The following is a 17,169-nucleotide window of genomic DNA, read 5'->3' as shown; positions in this document are numbered from 1 at the left end:
TAAGATCAACCCCTGCCCTCCCTCGCCTGACGCATACTGCCACCCATGCCTACCTTACTCCTGCCCCAAGATGAAATCGCCGCCCTGATCAGCCGCCACGCGCCGCGCACGGGCGATTACGCGACGGCCATCGGCAACCTCACCTTCCACCGCCAGTCGTCCGTCACGGAATCGCTGTTCCATGCGGCGCGCCCCAGCGTGGCCATCATCGCGCAAGGAGCGAAGGACGTCACCCTGGGCACGGAAACCTTCCATTACAGCCGCATGCAGTATCTGCTGACGTCCGTCGACCTGCCGGTGCAGGTGCGCGTGGTGGAAGCGAGCGTGGACAAGCCGCACCTGTGCGTGGTGCTGGGCATCGACATCGCCGACGTGGCCGCGCTGCTCGATAGCGAAAGCGGCGGCGACAGCGCCGCGCAGCAGAAAATCCTGCCCGCCGCGCGCGGCATTTCCGTCAGCGACGTGTCGCCCGAGCTGCTCGACGCCATGCTGCGCCTCGTGCGCCTGCTCGACAAGCCGGGGGAGATCGCCGCGCTGGCACCCCTGATCCGCCGCGAGCTGACCTACCGCCTGCTCAATGGCCCTGTAGGCGCGCGCCTGCGCCACATGGCGCTGGCCAGCAGCCAGTCGCACCAGGTGGGGCAAGCCATCGACTGGATCAAGCACCATTACGCGCAGCCGCTGCGCATCGAACACCTGGCCGGCATGGCGAACATGAGCATGTCGTCGCTGCACCACCACTTCAAGGCGATTACCGCCATGACGCCGATGCAGTACCAGAAGCTGCTGCGGTTGCAGGAAGCGCGGCGATTGATGCTGGTCGAGCAGATCGACGCGGGCACGGCCGGCTACCGGGTCGGCTACGCCAGCGAATCGCAGTTCAGCCGCGAATACAGCCGCCAGTTCGGCCGCGCGCCCATGCGCGACGTGGGCCAGGTGCGCGCGCAGCTCAGCGGCGCCGGTGCCGCCAGTGCCACAGCTGACCTGGCCTATTCCGTCTTGCCGTAGCCGCCGCCGCCCGGCGTTTCGATGACGAACACGTCGCCCGCCCGCATGGCGGTCTTGCCGATATGCGCCAGGTGCTCCACCGTGCCATCGGCCCGTTCCACGTAATTGCGCCCCAGCGCGCCCGCCTCGCCGCCGGCCATGCCGAACGGCGGAATAATCCGGTTGTTCGACAAAATCGCCGCCGTCATCGGCTCCAGGAAGCGCACCCGGCGCACGCCGCCATTGCCGCCGTGCCAGCGCCCCGCCCCACCCGATCCGGCGCGGATGCTGTAGCTGTCCAGGCGCACGGGGAAGCGCCACTCGAGGATTTCCGGGTCCGTCAGGCGCGAATTGGTCATGTTCGTCTGCACCACGTCCGTGCCGTCGAAGCCGGGGCCGGCGCCCGAGCCGCCCGATATCGTCTCGTAATACTGGTATTTGACGCTGCCGAACGTGAAATTGTTCATCGTCCCCTGCGAGGCGGCCATCGCCCCCAGCGCGCCATACAGGGCATTCGTGATGCAGGTCGAGGTTTCCACGTTGCCCGAGACGACGGAAGCCGGATACCGCGGGTTGAGCATGGAGCCGGGCGGGATGATCACGGTCAAGGGCTTCAGACAGCCGGCATTCAGGGGAATCTCGTCGTCGACGAGGGTGCGGAACACATACAGCACGGCCGCCATGCAGACGGCGGACGGCGCATTGAAGTTGTTCGGCAGCTGGCTTGAGGTACCCGTGAAATCGATGACGGCGCTGCGCCGCGCCACGTCGACCTTGATCGCCACCTGGATGCGCGCGCCGTTGTCCAGGTCCAGCGCGTAGCTGCCATCCTTCAGGGTCGTGATGACCCGGCGCACGGCTTCCTCGGCATTGTCCTGCACGTGGCCCATGTAGGCTTGCACGACAGGCAAACCGAAATGCGCGACCATGTTATGCAGTTCTTCGGCCCCCTTCTGGTTGGCCGCCACCTGGGCGCGCAGGTCGGCCAGGTTTTGCCGCGGATTGCGGGCCGGCCAGCTGGCGCCCGCCAGCAGGGACAGTGTTTCCGCCTCGCGCATCACGCCCGTGGCGCCGTCGACCAGCTTGAAATTGTCGATCAGGACGCCCTCTTCCTCGATGCGCGTGGAGTCCGGCGGCATGGATCCGGGCGTGGTGCCGCCGATGTCCGCATGGTGGCCGCGCGAGCCGACGTAGAACAGGATGGAATCCCCCTCTGCATCGAAGACGGGCGAAATCACCGTCACATCGGGCAGATGCGTGCCGCCGTGGTACGGGTCGTTCAGCATGAAGACGTCGCCCGGCCGCATGGCGCCCGCATTGCGCGTCATGACGGTGCGGATGCTCTCGCCCATGGAACCGAGGTGCACGGGCATATGCGGCGCATTGGCGATCAGGTGGCCTTGCGCGTCGAAGATGGCGCAGCTGAAATCGAGGCGCTCCTTGATGTTGACGGAATGGGCCGTATTTTGCAGGCGCAGGCCCATCTGCTCGGCGATCGACATGAACAGGTTGTTGAAAATTTCCAGCATCACGGGGTCGGCATCAGTCCCGATGGCGCGCCGCTCCGGCAAGGCGGCGACCCTGCGCAAGATCAAATGGCCATGCGCCGTCACTTGCGCGCGCCAGCCCGGTTCGATCACGGTGGTGGCGTTGGCGTCGCTGACGATGGCCGGACCGTCGATGGCATCACCCGGGCGCAGGCTGTCCGCCGCGTACAGGCCGCTGTCGCGCCACGCACCGGCGCAGTACATGGCCACCGTCTGCACGGGCGCCAGCGCGCCAGCGCGGGCCGCATACGCCGGCGCGGCCACTTGCGGCGCATCGGATGCACCGAGGGCTTCCACGGAAATGGCTTCCACGATCAAGGCGCGCGCCGGCATCAGGAAGGAAAAGCGTTTTTTGTACGCCGCTTCGAACTGCGCCTGCATGCTGGCCACCGTATCGAACAGCACGACGAGGGCCGAATCCGTGCCTTCGTAGCGCAGGTGCACGCGGTGCACGAGCGCGATGCGCTCGCCTGCCACGCCCTGGCGCAGCAAGTCACCCCGCGCCTGCTCTCCCAGTGCGGCGAAATCGCGCGCCAGGTCGGCCCCCAATGTCGCTTCGATGGCCCGCTCGCGCATGGCGCTCTGGTCGGCCAGGCCCATGCCGTAGGCCGACATCACGCCCGCCAGGCTGTGGATGAACACCGTGCGCATGCCCAGCGCGTCGGCCACCAGGCAGGCATGCTGGCCGCCCGCGCCGCCAAAGCTGGTGAGCGTATATTCCGTGACGTCGTGGCCGCGCTGCACGGAAATCTGCTTGATGGCGTTGGCCATATTGCCCACGGCGATGGCGACATAGCCTTCGGCCACTTCTTCCGGCGTGGCATTGACCGTGCGCGCCAGCGCCTCGAACTGGGCGCGCACCGTGGCCGCGTCCAGCGCTTCATCGGCATCGGGGCCGAAGACGCGGGGGAAGAACGCGGGCTGCAGCTTGCCCAGCATGACGTTGCAGTCGGTGACGGCCAGCGGGCCGCCGCGCCGGTAGCTGGCGGGGCCCGGATTGGCGCCCGCGCTGTCCGGCCCCACCTTGTAGCGGGCGCCGTCGAAATGCAGCAGGGAGCCGCCGCCCGCGGCCACGGTGTGGATGCTCATCATGGGCGCGCGCATGCGCACGCCGGCGATCTGCGTCTCGAACACGCGTTCGAACTCGCCCGCGTAATGCGACACGTCCGTCGAAGTGCCGCCCATGTCGAAGCCGATGACCTTGTCGAAACCGGCCAGCGCGCTGGCGCGCACCATGCCGACGATGCCGCCGGCAGGACCGGACAAGATGCTGTCCTTGCCCTGGAAGGCGCGCGCATCCGTCAAGCCGCCGTTCGACTGCATGAATTGCAGGTGCACGCCGGGCAGCTCCATCGCCAGCTGGTCGACATAGCGGCGCAGGATCGGCGACAGATAGGCGTCGACCACGGTGGTGTCGCCGCGCGCCACCAGTTTCATCATGGGGCTGACCTCATGCGACACGGACACCTGCGTAAAACCGGCTTCGCGCGCCAGCTGCGCCACCCGCACCTCGTGCGCATGATGGCGGTAGCCGTGCATCAGCACGATGGCGATGGCGCGCACGCCGCGCGCATGGGCTTGCGCCAGCGCGGCCTGCGCGGCCGCCTCGTCGAGCGGCGTGACGACGTCGCCGTGGGCGCCCACCCTTTCGTCGATCTCGATCACGTCACCATACAGCAGTTCGGGCAGGATGATCTTGCGCGCGAACAATTGCGGACGGTTCTGGTAGGCGATGCGCAAGGCGTCGCGAAAACCCCGCGTGATGGCCAGCACGGTGGGCTCGCCCTTGCGTTCGAGCAGCGCATTGGTGGCGACCGTCGTGCCCATCTTGATGGCGCCCACCTGCTCCACGGGCAGCGGCGCACCGGGCGCAAGGCCCATCAGCCGGCGCATGCCGGCCAGCGCCGCGTCGCGGTACTGGCCCGGATTTTCCGACAGCAGCTTGCAGGTGGCCAGGCTGCCATCGGGACGGCGCGCCACGATGTCCGTAAAGGTGCCGCCACGGTCGATCCAGAATTGCCAGTCCATCGCCTTGCCCCCCGCGCTTATGTGAGATGGCTATTGTAGCCGTCAAACAGGCGCGCATTTCAGGCGTGCGCGCCTTGCCTTTCGCCCGCATCGGCCTTATGTTGAAGACATGCTGACTAACGGAACACGCGCCATGCCCCTGATCGACTCTGCAACACCGCTGTACTCCATCGCCGAACTGCGCGCCATCGAACAGGCGGCCATGCGCGACTTGCCGCAAGGGCTGCTGATGCAGCGCGCGGGCCAGGCGGCCGCCAGTGCCGCCCTGAAGCTGCTGCACGCCCAGGAAGAAGGCGGCGATGCGGGCCACCGGCGCGTACTGGTGCTGGCCGGCCCCGGCGACAACGGCGGCGACGCGCTGGAAGCGGCCGCGCACCTGGCCGGCAGCGGCACCGAGGTGCTCGTCTGGCTGGCGCCCGCGGCGCAAGCCACGTCGCCCGAGCGCGAACAGGCGCTGAGCCGCGCGCGCAACAGTGCCGCGCGCTGCATGGACGCGGCAACCAGCACGGCGTCGGCCGCCGTGGGCGCCGCGCCGTGGCACCTCGTCATCGATGGCCTGTTCGGCATCGGCGCGTCGCGTCCCCTGGACGGCGAATGCCGCGACGTGGTCCAGCTGGTGAACCAGCTGGACTGCCCCGTGCTGGCGCTCGACGTGCCCAGCGGCCTGCACGCGGACACGGGCGCCATCGACGGCGTCGCCATCCGCGCCACGCATACGCTCACCTTCATCGGCGACAAGCCTGGCCTGCACACGGCAAATGGCCGCGACCATGCGGGCGAAGTGGAAGTGGCAGCGCTGGCCATCGCCCCTGCCCTGCTGCCCGCGGCGAAGGCGCAGCTGGGCGGCCTGCACCTGTTCGCCCGCCAGCTGCAACCGCGCCGGCAAAACACGCACAAGGGCAGCTACGGCAGAGTGGCCATCATCGGCGGCGCGCAAGGCATGGCCGGCGCGCCCATCCTGGCGGCCCGCACAGCCCTGCATGCGGGCGCGGGACGGGTGTATCTCGCCTTTCCCGACGCGCCGCCGGCATTCGACAGCGGCCAGCCGGAACTCATGTGCCGGCACGCCCGGGACGTGGATTTCTCGGGCCTGCACTTCGCGGCGCTGGTGGCGGGGCCGGGCCTCGGCGACAAGGCCGGCACGGTGGAGCTGCTGCTGCGGGCGTTCGACAGCGACAGCCCCCTGCTGCTGGACGCCGATGCGCTGAACCTGATGGCGGCCGAGCCGGAACTGCAATCGGCGCTGGCCGTGCGCACGGGTGCGGGGGCGACGATATTGACCCCGCATCCGCTGGAAGCGGCGCGCCTGCTCGACATGACGGTGACCGAAGTGCAAGCCGACCGCCTGGGCGCGGCGCGCCAGCTGGCCACCCAGCTGGGCGTCATCGTCGTCTTGAAAGGGTCGGGCACGGTGATCGCCGCGCCCGACGGCCAGGTCGTCGTCAACAACACGGGCGGCCCCGCGCTGGCGACGGCCGGCACGGGCGACGTCCTGGCGGGCCTGTGCGGCAGCCTGCTGGCGCAGGGCTGGCCGGAATGGGAAGCGGCGCTGGGCGCCGTGTGGCTGCACGGTGCGGCAGCCGATGCGCTGGTGGCCGCAGGCAGCGGCCCCATCGGGCTGACGGCGGGGGAATTGATCCCGGCCATCCGCCGGTTGATCAATGCCTTGTCGGTGTAATAACGACGTATTACAAGGAATGTCACGACGCCTGACAGCAAGTAGGTCGGATTAGCGCGTCAGCGCGTAATCCGACAATCAGCAGCACCAATCACACCAGCCTGCCCGCCGCAATCGTAATCGTGCGCCCGCAACGGGCCGCGATCGAACTGTCATGCGTGACGAGCACGAGGGTCGAGCCCCGCTCGCGGTTCAGCTCGAACATCAGCTGGATCACGGCTTCGCCCGTGGCAGCGTCCAGGCTGCCCGTCGGCTCGTCGGCGAACAGCAGCGGCGGCTCCGTGACGAAGGCACGGGCCAGCGCCACGCGCTGCTGCTCGCCGCCGGACAGGTATTTCGGATAGTGCTTCAGGCGGCTGCCCAGGTTCACCCTTCCCAGCATGGCTTGCGCCTTCTCTTTCGCGTCCGGGTCGCCGCGCAATTCCAGCGGCAGCATGACGTTTTCCAGCGCCGTCAGATGGGCCAGCAGCTGGAAGGACTGGAACACGAAGCCGAGCTTTTCCTTGCGAAAACCGGCGCGGCCGTCTTCGTCGAGGGCGAAGATATCGGTACCGTCGAGCATGACCTTGCCCTCGCTGGGCGTGTCCAGGCCGGCCAGCAAGCCCAGCAAGGTAGACTTGCCGGAACCGGAGGCGCCGACGATGGCCAGCGTCTCGGCCGTTTGCACGGTAAAATCGACTTGATGCAGGATGGTCAACTCACCATCGGCATCGGGTACGCGCTTGGCCAGCTGGACCACTTCGATGGCCGGCCGGGCATTTTGGCTGTTTTGACTGTTAGGTGCGGCAGGCCGCTGGGCGGCAGCGTCGGACGGGAGAAAACTGGTGGAAGTCGCTTTAGGGAATTCGGGCATGCTGATCTATCTTAAAAAATTTCGTGAACAAATAAGTGTCGAGGGCGGCAACCGCATGCGGCGGCGCACCCTGTCCTTGCTTCCTGCGGCAGCCCTGCTCCTGGTGTCAGGCATGACGAACGCCTATTCTGCACCAAAAACGCTGCTGGTGCTCGGCGATAGCCTGTCGGCCGAGTACGGGCTGGCGCGGGGCACGGGCTGGGTGGCGCTGCTGGAACAGCGGCTGCAAGCGCAAAAGAACGACACGCGCATCGTCAACGCCAGCATCAGCGGCGAGACCACCAGCGGCGGCCGCGCGCGCCTGCCCGCCCTGCTGGCGAAGCACCAGCCCGACGTCGTGCTGATCGAACTGGGCGCCAACGACGGCTTGCGCGGCTTGCCCGTGGCGGCCGCCGAAGCGAATCTGCGCGCCATGGGCGAGGCGGCCAAAAAATCGGGTGCGCAGGTGGTGCTCGTGGGCATGCGCATGCCGCCCAACTATGGCCGCGCCTACGGCGAGCAGTTCTATGGCGTGTACGGCAAGCTGGCAAAGGAATGGAAGGCGCCTTTGGTCCCCTTCATGTTCGAAGGCATCGCCGACCAGCCGCAGCTGTTCCAGGCCGACCGCATGCATCCGAATGCCAAGGCGCATCCGACGATTCTGAAAAACATCTGGCCGCAACTGGCGCCTTTGCTGAAAGCCAAGTAAGTCCGTCGATTCCGCAGACAAAAAAATAGCCGCTCGAAAGCGGCTATTTTTATGCGTGGAAACTAAATCTTACGGCGCTTCCGGCGCTGCTACGGCTGGGGCGGTGAGCGGTTTGACGATCTTCACCTTGGCCTTGGCTTTCAGGTACTCGACGTAATCGAACATTTCCTGTTGCGCCAGGATGCCGCCGATCTGGTCTTTCTCTTGCTGGCGGCGCGCCGCGTCCACTTGCGCCGGCTGCTGCACCTTGCCGATGCGGTAGATGCCGTAGCCCAGGGCTGGCAGCTCCACGCCCACATAGGCTGGCAGCTTGCTCGTGTCGGCCTTCATGACTTGCGCGATGGCGGCACGGTTGATGCCGTCCAGCTTGCTGCGCGATACCCATTGCGCCGCGCCGAAGCCCGTCGCATCGCCCGACGCCTTCAAGGCGGCCAGCTTGGTCTCGCCCGCCTTCTTGGCCAGCTTTTCCGCTTCTTCCAGGGTCACGCGTTGACGGATCATCGCTTCGACTTCGGCCAGCGGACGCTTCGTTGCCGGCTTGAATTCCACCACGCGGCCAGCGATCAGCACGTTAGGTGCGACGGTCACGGCTTCCGTGTTGCGCTTGTCTTTCAGCGAATCGTTCGAGAAGATGGCGGCCAGGAACTTGGCGTTGTTGAACGGCGCCTTGCCCAGTGCCGGCGACGGCGTGCGCGACAGGTTGGCGACGCTTTCCACTTTCAGCTTCAGCTTGTCGGCCACCGGCTTCAGGCTGTCCGATTGCTCGTAGACCGTGTTGGTGAACGTTTCCGCCATTTCCGAGTATTTCTTGGCAGCAAATTGCTTGCGCAGGTCGGCCGTGATTTCGCCGCGTACTTCATCGAGCGCACGCACGTGCTGCGGCTTGAGCGAGGTGACGGTCAGGATGTGGAAACCGAAATCGGAAGCGACGACATCGCTGATTTCGCCTTGCTTGAGTTTCGAAACAGCGCTCAGCAACGGTGCCGGCAAGCCATCCTTGCCGATCACGCCCAGGTCGCCGCCCTGTTCCGCGGAGGCCGGGTCTTCCGACTTGGCTTTCGCCACGGCGGCAAAGCTGGCAGGCGCCTTGCGCACGTCAGCCAGGATCGCTTCAGCCTTGGCCTTGGCGGCTGCCTTGTCGGCGGCCGAGGCGTCTTTCTTGACGGCTACGAGGATGTGGCTGGCCTGACGCGCTTCTTCCGTCGTGTAGGCTTTCTGGTTCTTCGCGTAGTAGCCGGTCACGTCGGCGTCGCTGACGTCGACTTGCTCGCCGGCGGCGCTGTCGTCCAGCACGACGTATTCGATCTTGGCTTGTTCCGGGATTTCGAAGAACTTGCTGTTCTTGTCATAGAAAGCCTTGATCATGGCGTCCGTCACTTTGACTTCCGACACGTACTGGGCGATCGGCAACAGCAGTTCCTGCACTTCACGCTCTTCCGAGGTGATGTCGGACAGGCGCTTGGACACGGTGTTCGGCGCGAAGGCGGTGCCTTGCACGGCGCCGGCCAGTTGCTGCAGGGCCAGGTCGCTGCGGCGGCGCGCATCGTACATCTGCGGCGTCATGCCCTGGGCAGCCAGCATGGCCTTGTAGCGTTCCAGGTCGAATTTACCGTCCGGCAAGGTCAAGCCTGGGATTTCCAGCACTTCCTTTTGCAGCACGGCATCGCTGATGACGAGGTGGCTACGGCCCACTTCGGCGGCCACGGCGCGCTCGGCGATCAGGTTGTCGAGGATGCTCTGGCGCGCTTCCGGCGTGTCAAACATTTTTTGGTCGAACTGCTCGCCCATCATCTGGCGGTAGCGGTCGATCTGCTGGCGTTGCGCTTCTTCATATTGCTGCTGCGTAACGACCTGGTCGCCGACCTTGGCGATGGTGTTCGCGCCATCGCCGAAGCTTTGGTAGCCGCTGATACCGACCAGTGCAAAAGACGGGACGATGACCAGCATCAGGAGAAACTGCATCAAGCGTCGATGGGTACGAATAAATTCAAACATGGTCAGCCAATTCGGGATGAGTGGATCACTATAAAAAAAGGCGAACATGCGTTCGCCTTGATTTCTTCGGCGGAATGGACGGGACAGATGTCCACTTCCCCTTTAGATTCAACAACTTGGCGCTGGAACTAAAGCAGGATTCTGACGCCCAAGCCATTATCTCCTGATTCTACAATGCCCATAGCGCTATAGCAAGAGTAAATCAGGGCGCGCGCCCTGCCCTGGCGCCGCCTGGATGGCAAGGCGCCGGACTCGGGCATTTAACCCGATGCAGCTTAAAGGGGATTTAAACGCCGGCGTTTTTATTCAACACGGCAGGCGGGAATTTTAAAAAGCAGGCGCGCCGAGATAATCTGGCGCTGAAAAAGAAAAACCCGCGCTACTTATTCAGCAGCGCGGGCTTCTATATTCTGGCGGAGCGGACGGGACTCGAACCCGCGACCCCCGACGTGACAGGCCGGTATTCTAACCAACTGAACTACCACTCCTTGAGAGCGTATTTTTTTGGCGGAGCGGACGGGACTCGAACCCGCGACCTCCGACGTGACAGGCCGGCATTCTAACCAACTGAACTACCACTCCGAAAAATACACAGTACTACTTGCATTTGTATCCAGGATCGCCATTCAAGAACGTCGATCCTGAAATCGCGTCACCCGGAGGCGCCGCCAAATGTTTCCGGTGATTGTCACCTCACCGAAGTCCGTTAGTTTACAGCATCCTTCAAAGCTTTACCAGCTTTAAATTTTGGAACTTTTGCTGCTTCGATCGTGATCGCTTCTTTGGTACGCGGATTGCGGCCGGTACGCTCAGCGCGTTCGCTGACCGAGAAAGTGCCAAAACCAACCAGCGTCACGCTGTCGTTGTTTTTCAAAGTTTCCGTCACGCCGCCGATAACAGCGTCGAGTGCGCGCGCAGCGGCGGCTTTGGAAATGTCAGCTTTTTCAGCAATGTGGTCGATCAATTCAGTCTTGTTCACTAGCATCCCCAATTACAAAGGTATAAAACGTTTACCGTATCGTTGCGGCACTTTTGGCACCACAGCTGTCCGGCGAAAAAAATGTGCAGGCGTATTAAACAAGCCACACTGTATATGTGTCAAGCGCTTTGGGGGCGCAATTCACGTTTCAATATAAAACAAGCGCTCTAAAAGCGCTTGTTTGGGGAAAACAGGGGTAAAACGTTAGTGTTTTACTACCTCACCGGCCGCATCAGGCTTGGCCGCGGCGGCCGTGACAGCCTCCACCGCAGCGACGTCCGCCAACGCTTCAGGCATGCGTTCGAGGGCGATTTCCAGCACTTTGTCGATCCAGCGCACCGGTACGATCTCCAGTTTGTTCTTGACGTTGTCCGGAATATCGGCCAGGTCTTTCACGTTTTGCTCTGGAATCAGGACCGTCTTGATGCCGCCGCGATGGGCCGCCAGCAGCTTTTCCTTCAAGCCGCCGATCGGCAATACTTCGCCGCGCAAGGTGATTTCGCCCGTCATCGCCACGTCGGCGCGCACGGGAATGCCCGTGAAGACCGACACCATCGCCACCGTCATGGCCGCGCCAGCCGAAGGACCGTCCTTCGGTGTCGCGCCTTCCGGCACGTGGATGTGGATGTCGCTCTTCTCGAACACGTCCGCCTTGATGCCCAGGCGCTGTGCCCGGCTGCGCACCACCGTGCGGGCTGCCTCGATCGACTCTTTCATGACGTCGCCCAGGGTACCCGTGCGGATGATGCCGCCCTTGCCCGGCATCGACACGGCTTCGATGGTCAGCAGATCGCCGCCCACTTCCGTCCATGCCAGACCGACCACCTGGCCTACCTGGTTTTCTTTCTCTGCGACACCGAAATCATAGCGGCGCACGCCGAGGAATTTATCCAGGTTCTTCGAGTTGACGATGACTTTCTTGTCGGATTTCTTCAGCAGCAGCATCTTGACCACCTTGCGGCAGATCTTCGACACTTCCCGCTCGAGCGAACGCACACCGGCTTCCCGCGTGTAGTAGCGGATGATGTCGCGCAGCGCCGACTCGGCCACCGAGATTTCCTCTTCCTTCAAGCCATTGTTCTTGATCTGCTTCGGCAGCAGGTAACGCTGCGCGATGCTGGTCTTTTCATCTTCCGTGTAACCGGACAGACGGATCACTTCCATGCGGTCGAGCAAGGCTGGCGGAATGTTGTACGAGTTCGACGTCGCCACGAACATCACGTCGGACAAGTCGAAATCGACTTCGATGTAATGGTCGGAGAACGTGTGGTTCTGTTCCGGGTCGAGCACTTCCAGCAGGGCCGACGACGGGTCGCCACGGAAATCGGCGCCCATCTTGTCGACTTCATCGAGCAGGAACAAGGGATTGCGCACGCCGACTTTCGACAGCGATTGCAATATCTTGCCCGGCATCGAGCCGATGTAGGTGCGGCGGTGGCCGCGGATTTCCGCTTCGTCGCGCACGCCGCCCAGGGCCATGCGCACGAACTTGCGGTTCGTTGCGCGGGCGATGGACTGGCCCAGCGAGGTCTTGCCCACGCCCGGAGGACCGACGAAGCACAGGATAGGCGCCTTGAGCTTGTCGACGCGCTGTTGCACCGCGAGGTATTCCAGGATGCGTTCCTTGACCTTGTCGAGGCCGTAGTGGTCGCCTTCGAGCACTTTTTCCGCGTTCGCCAGGTCGTTATTGACCTTGGATTTCTTTTTCCAAGGCAAGTTGACCAGGGTGTCGATGTAGTTGCGCACCACGGTGGCTTCGGCCGACATCGGCGACATCAGCTTGAGTTTTTTCAACTCGTTGGTGGCCTTGTCGAGCGCTTCCTTCGGCATTTTGGCCGAAGCGACTTTTTTCTCCAGCTCGTCGAGGTCGGCACCATCTTCGCCCTCGCCCAGTTCTTTCTGGATCGCCTTGACTTGCTCGTTCAGGTAGTACTCGCGCTGCGATTTTTCCATCTGGCGCTTCACGCGGCCGCGGATGCGCTTTTCCACCTGCAGGATGTCGAGTTCGCCTTCGAGCTGGCCCAGCAGGTGCTCGAGGCGCTTGGCCACGCTGAAAATTTCCAGGATGACTTGTTTTTGCTCAAGTTTCAGCGGCAGGTGCGCGGCCACCGTGTCGGCCAGGCGGCCGGCATCGTCGATGCCCGACAGGGAAGCGAGGATTTCCGGCGGGATTTTTTTGTTGAGTTTGACGTACTGGTCGAACTGCTGCACGATCGCGCGGCGCATGGCTTCGACTTCCGACTCGTCGCCCGGCTCGGACTCGAGCGGCGTCAGGTCGGCGATGAAGTGCGTCGGGGCATCGCTGATGTGGTTGATACGGGCACGCTGCGCGCCTTCGACCAGCACCTTGACGGTGCCATCGGGCAGCTTCAGCATTTGCAGAATATTGGCAACGCAGCCAATTTCATAGATATCCGAAGGAGACGGCTCGTCCTTCGCGGCTGCTTTTTGAGCGGCAAGCATGATGCTCTTGCCCTGCTCCATCGCAGCTTCCAGCGCCTTGATCGACTTTGGACGGCCAACGAACAGCGGTATCACCATATGCGGGAAAACGACGACATCCCGCAACGGCAATAACGGCAGTTGAGTTTGCTCAGTTAATTTGGAAGTTGTCATGGCGTACCTTATAGAAAGCGTGTTTACGATGTTGGCGCTCGCTGCCAAAACACAAGACCGGCGAGAATAAATAATTCTGTGAAACAAACATTTTTCTGTTTATTTCGCAAAACACACCCGCATGACGGTAATAAATGCAGTTTTCACAGTAAAAAAGCCACGCGCAGCTAAGCGCCGCGAGTGGCTTTCCGATTGAAGCCTGCACTCATTGATTTAAATTGTACTGCCATGCATTAAGGAATCAAAACCCTTTTTATGCATTTGTCTCGGCAGTTTTCAATTTTCTCCGGAGGCTTTGGCAGTCTCTTGATAAATCAACAAAGGTTTGGCGCCGCTGGTGATGGTATTTTCGTCGATGACGACCTTCACCACATTTTGTTCGCTCGGCAGTTCGTACATGACGTCCAGCAAAGCATGTTCCAGGATGGAACGCAGGCCACGGGCACCGGTCTTGCGCGCCAGCGCTTTCTTGGCGATCGCATGCAGGGCGGCGGGACGAATCTCCAGTTCCGCGCCTTCCATCTCGAGCAGCTTCGAATACTGCTTGATCAGCGCATTCTTCGGCTCGACGAGGATCTGGATCAGCGCCTCTTCCGTCAATTCCGCCAGGGTGGCGATGACGGGCAGACGGCCCACCAGTTCCGGGATCAGGCCGAATTTCACCAGGTCTTCCGGCTCCGCTTGCAGCATCAGTTCGCTGGCCGAGCTTTGCGACTTGCTGCGCACCGTAGCCGAGAAGCCGATGCCGCTCTTTTCGGAACGGTTGGCGATCACTTTCGACAGGCCGTCGAAGGCGCCGCCGCAGATGAACATGATGTTGGTCGTGTCGATCTGCACGAAATCCTGGTTTGGATGCTTGCGGCCGCCTTGTGGCGGTACGGAAGCCATCGTGCCTTCGATGAGTTTCAGCAAGGCTTGCTGCACGCCCTCGCCCGACACGTCGCGCGTGATGGATGGATTGTCGGACTTGCGCGAAATCTTGTCGATTTCATCGATATAGACGATGCCGCGCTGGGCTTTCTCGACGTCATAGTTGCAGCTTTGCAGCAGCTTCTGGATGATGTTTTCCACGTCTTCACCCACGTAACCGGCTTCGGTCAAGGTGGTGGCGTCGGCGATCACGAACGGCACGTTGAGCATGCGCGCCAGGGTCTGTGCCAGCAGGGTCTTGCCCGAGCCGGTAGGACCGACCAGCAAGATGTTGCTCTTGGCCAGTTCGATGTCGTCTTTCTTGCCCAGGTGCTTGAGGCGCTTGTAATGGTTGTACACCGCCACCGACAGGATGCGCTTGGCAGTCTGCTGGCCGATCACGTACTGATCGAGCAAGGCAGCAATTTCTTGCGGCGTCGGCAGGTCGGATTTGGTACCGGTCACCGTCTCGATGCTCGACGTTTCATCACGGATGATGTCGTTGCACAGGTCGATGCACTCGTCGCAAATGAATACGGACGGGCCGGCGATGAGTTTCTTCACCTCGTGCTGGCTTTTGCCGCAGAACGAGCAATACAGTAATTTTTCGCCGCTAGAGGATTTTTTGTCTGACATAAGGCATTTTGGTTGGAACTGCATTAACAATATTGCAAAATCGCAAGCCGGATGATGGTTGCCGCCCGTTAAGGCAACTCCCCATGGCGCAAGTCAACAACGTGCACAAGCTCCATGCTACCCGAAATAAAAGCGAAACGCCCGAACGTTTGAGCGCCCGGGCGTTTACTTACGTACTTAGCAATACCGGTAGGGGCTCATCAAGCGCGGCTGGTCAACACTTTGTCGATCAAACCATACTCAACGGCCTCGTCGGCGGACATGAAACGGTCGCGGTCGGTGTCCTTGGCGATCTGTTCGATCGTCTGGCCCGTGCGCTCGGCCATGATGCCGTTCAAGCGGGTGCGCAGGTAAAGGATTTCCTTTGCCTGGATCTCGATGTCGGACGCCATGCCTTGCGAACCACCGGACGGCTGGTGAATCATGATGCGCGAGTTCGGCAGCGAGAAACGCTTGCCCTTGGCGCCAGCGGCCAGCAGGAAAGCGCCCATCGAAGCAGCCATGCCCGTACACAGGGTCGAGACGTCCGGCTTGATGAACTGCATGGTGTCGTAGATGGCCATGCCGGCCGAGACCGAACCACCTGGCGAGTTGATGTAGAGCGAGATTTCCTTTTCCGGATTTTCGCTTTCCAGGAACAGCAGCTGGGCGACAACCAGGTTGGCCATCTGGTCATTGACCGGGCCGACCATGAAAATCAAGCGTTCCTTCAGCAGGCGCGAGTAAATATCATACGAGCGCTCGCCGCGACCGCTTTGTTCCACCACCATCGGCACCAGGCCGAGCATCTCTGTGTCCAGCGCTGGATTACGGTTCATACCTGTCATTTCATTTCCTTGTGAAGCAGTTAGGGGATACGCCCCTTCCCTTGCGGCAAGAGGCGGCATCCCAATACCAACTGGTTTACGCTTGTGCGTTGCTTCCCATCAGTTCGTCGAAAGCAACTGCTTTCGTCGTGACTTTCGACAGGCCCAACACGTAAGTGACGACGTTTTCTTCCAATACAAGGGCTTCGATCTCACCCAGACGACGACGGTCGCTGTAGTAGTACTTCAGCACTTCGCGTGGATCTTCGTAGCTTTGGGCGAAATCTTCGATTTGCGCCTTGACTTGCTCAGGCGTAGCCTGCAGCTTGTTGTCGCCCACCAGTTGCGACAGGATCAGGCCCAGGCGTACGCGACGCTCGGCTTTGTCTGCGAACAGTTCTGCTGGGAAAGGCACGTCCTTGACGTTCATGCCGCGCTGCGCCATGTCCTGGCGGGTCATTTCGGCCAGGCGCTCGGAATCCTGAGCGATCAGCGTTTTTGGCACTTCCAGCTCAGCAACTTTGATCAGCGCGTCCATGACGGCTTCCTTGTTGCGTGCTTTCACGCGGCCAGCGACTTCGCGTTGCAGGTTGACTTTGATGTCTTCGCGCATTTTGGCCAGGTCGCCATCGGCAACGCCCAGCGATTTGGCGAATTCGGCATCGACTTCCGGCAGGTGCGCCCATTCCAGCTTTTGCAGGGTGATGGTGAACGAAGCGGTTTTGCCGGCTACGTCCTTGCCGTGGTAGTCCTCAGGGAACGACAATGGGAAAGTCTTCGACTCGCCCACTTTCAGGCCCAGGGTCGCTGCTTCGAATTCTGGCAGCATGCGGCCTTCGCCCAGCACGAAAGCGTAGCCTTCAGCTTTGCCGCCTGGGAATTCAACGCCGTCGATCGAGCCGACGAAGTCGACGGTCACGCGGTCGCCGTTGGCAGCGATCGGCTCACCGCCGTCGCCGTGTTCGCCGGCTTCGCCCTTGGTGTGGAAGTGCACGCGCTGCTTGCGCAGGATGTCGATGGTCTTGTCGATTTCGGCTTCCGACACGTCGGCTTGCACGGTTTCGATTTCAACGGCCGTCAGGTCGCCGATGGCGACTTCCGGATACACTTCGAACGTTGCGTCGAAAGCCAGCTGGCCTTCGGCTGCTTCTTCTTTCGGCACGATGTTCGGGAAACCGGCCACGCGCAGATTGTTTTCGTTGGCGGCGTCGTTGAACGCGCGGCCGACTTTGTCATTCAGCACTTCCGATTCAATTTGGTAGCCGTATTGTGCTGCGACCATTTTCAACGGCACTTTGCCCGGACGGAAGCCCGGTGCCTTAGCCGTACGGGCTTGCACTTTCAGGCGCTTCTCAACTTCCGTGCGGACGTCCGTCAGCGGGAAGGAGATCGTGATACGACGTTCGAGTTTGCCCAAGGTTTCGACTGCAGTTGCCATGTAAAAAAT

The 17,169-nt window shown here is 62.2% G+C and carries 11 protein-coding genes and 2 tRNA genes; 3 read left to right on the top strand and 10 right to left on the bottom strand.

Going from position 1 to position 17,169, the window contains the following annotated elements:
- The first annotated feature begins 45 nt into the window (after positions 1-45).
- Positions 46-1,008: an AraC family transcriptional regulator gene (locus tag O0881_RS01355; RefSeq protein WP_289909743.1), complete on the top strand. Its 963-nt coding sequence runs from the start codon at positions 46-48 to the stop codon at positions 1,006-1,008.
- Here O0881_RS01355 and O0881_RS01350 read toward each other — a convergent pair.
- Entirely contained in the window at positions 990-4,562 is a 3,573-nt protein-coding gene (locus O0881_RS01350) for a hydantoinase B/oxoprolinase family protein (RefSeq protein ID WP_289909741.1), read from the bottom strand. The genes O0881_RS01355 and O0881_RS01350 overlap by 19 nt on opposite strands.
- Positions 4,563-4,695: 133 nt before the next feature.
- Between O0881_RS01350 and O0881_RS01345 the strand changes: the two genes are divergently transcribed.
- A complete protein-coding gene (locus O0881_RS01345; protein ID WP_289909740.1) occupies positions 4,696-6,240 on the top strand; it encodes an NAD(P)H-hydrate dehydratase in 1,545 nt (514 codons plus the stop codon).
- Between the two features lie 91 nt (positions 6,241-6,331).
- On the opposite strand, the gene O0881_RS01340 is transcribed toward O0881_RS01345, so the two are convergent.
- Complete coding sequence (locus tag O0881_RS01340) at positions 6,332-6,979, bottom strand: ABC transporter ATP-binding protein (protein ID WP_289898417.1); 648 nt, start codon at positions 6,977-6,979, stop codon at positions 6,332-6,334.
- Positions 6,980-7,091: 112 nt separating this feature from the next.
- Between O0881_RS01340 and O0881_RS01335 the strand changes: the two genes are divergently transcribed.
- A complete protein-coding gene (locus O0881_RS01335; protein WP_289909739.1) occupies positions 7,092-7,781 on the top strand; it encodes an arylesterase in 690 nt (229 codons plus the stop codon).
- A gap of 69 nt (positions 7,782-7,850) precedes the next feature.
- Here the strand turns inward: O0881_RS01335 and O0881_RS01330 are convergent, their stop codons facing one another.
- The 8 genes from O0881_RS01330 to tig all read right to left on the bottom strand — a co-directional run bounded on the left by O0881_RS01330 (position 7,851) and on the right by tig (position 17,160).
- Positions 7,851-9,776, bottom strand: a complete 1,926-nt coding sequence (locus tag O0881_RS01330) for a SurA N-terminal domain-containing protein (RefSeq protein WP_289909738.1) — start codon at positions 9,774-9,776, stop codon at positions 7,851-7,853.
- Between the two features lie 411 nt (positions 9,777-10,187).
- Positions 10,188-10,264 (bottom strand) — tRNA-Asp (locus tag O0881_RS01325).
- Between the two features lie 17 nt (positions 10,265-10,281).
- Positions 10,282-10,358 (bottom strand) — tRNA-Asp (locus O0881_RS01320).
- A gap of 124 nt (positions 10,359-10,482) precedes the next feature.
- Complete coding sequence (locus tag O0881_RS01315) at positions 10,483-10,755, bottom strand: HU family DNA-binding protein (RefSeq protein WP_010398442.1); 273 nt, start codon at positions 10,753-10,755, stop codon at positions 10,483-10,485.
- Between the two features lie 204 nt (positions 10,756-10,959).
- Complete coding sequence (lon, locus tag O0881_RS01310; RefSeq protein ID WP_034787304.1) at positions 10,960-13,371, bottom strand: endopeptidase La; 2,412 nt, start codon at positions 13,369-13,371, stop codon at positions 10,960-10,962.
- Positions 13,372-13,647: 276 nt separating this feature from the next.
- Positions 13,648-14,916 carry an ATP-dependent Clp protease ATP-binding subunit ClpX gene (gene clpX, locus O0881_RS01305; RefSeq protein ID WP_010398446.1) on the bottom strand — a complete coding sequence of 423 codons (1,269 nt, stop codon included), beginning with the start codon at positions 14,914-14,916 and terminating at the stop codon, positions 13,648-13,650.
- A gap of 200 nt (positions 14,917-15,116) precedes the next feature.
- Positions 15,117-15,743, bottom strand: a complete 627-nt coding sequence (gene clpP, locus O0881_RS01300; protein ID WP_034787300.1) for an ATP-dependent Clp endopeptidase proteolytic subunit ClpP — start codon at positions 15,741-15,743, stop codon at positions 15,117-15,119.
- A gap of 76 nt (positions 15,744-15,819) precedes the next feature.
- On the bottom strand, positions 15,820-17,160 hold the full coding sequence (gene tig, locus O0881_RS01295; RefSeq protein ID WP_077409110.1) for a trigger factor: 1,341 nt from the start codon (positions 17,158-17,160) through the stop codon (positions 15,820-15,822).
- Between the last annotated feature and the right edge of the window lie 9 nt (positions 17,161-17,169).

The organism is Janthinobacterium sp. SUN100 (assembly GCF_030397705.1).
Lineage (GTDB): Bacteria > Pseudomonadota > Gammaproteobacteria > Burkholderiales > Burkholderiaceae_D > Janthinobacterium > Janthinobacterium kumbetense.
Note: the sequence above shows the minus strand (reverse complement) of the source record. Positions and strands in the feature narration are given on the sequence as shown.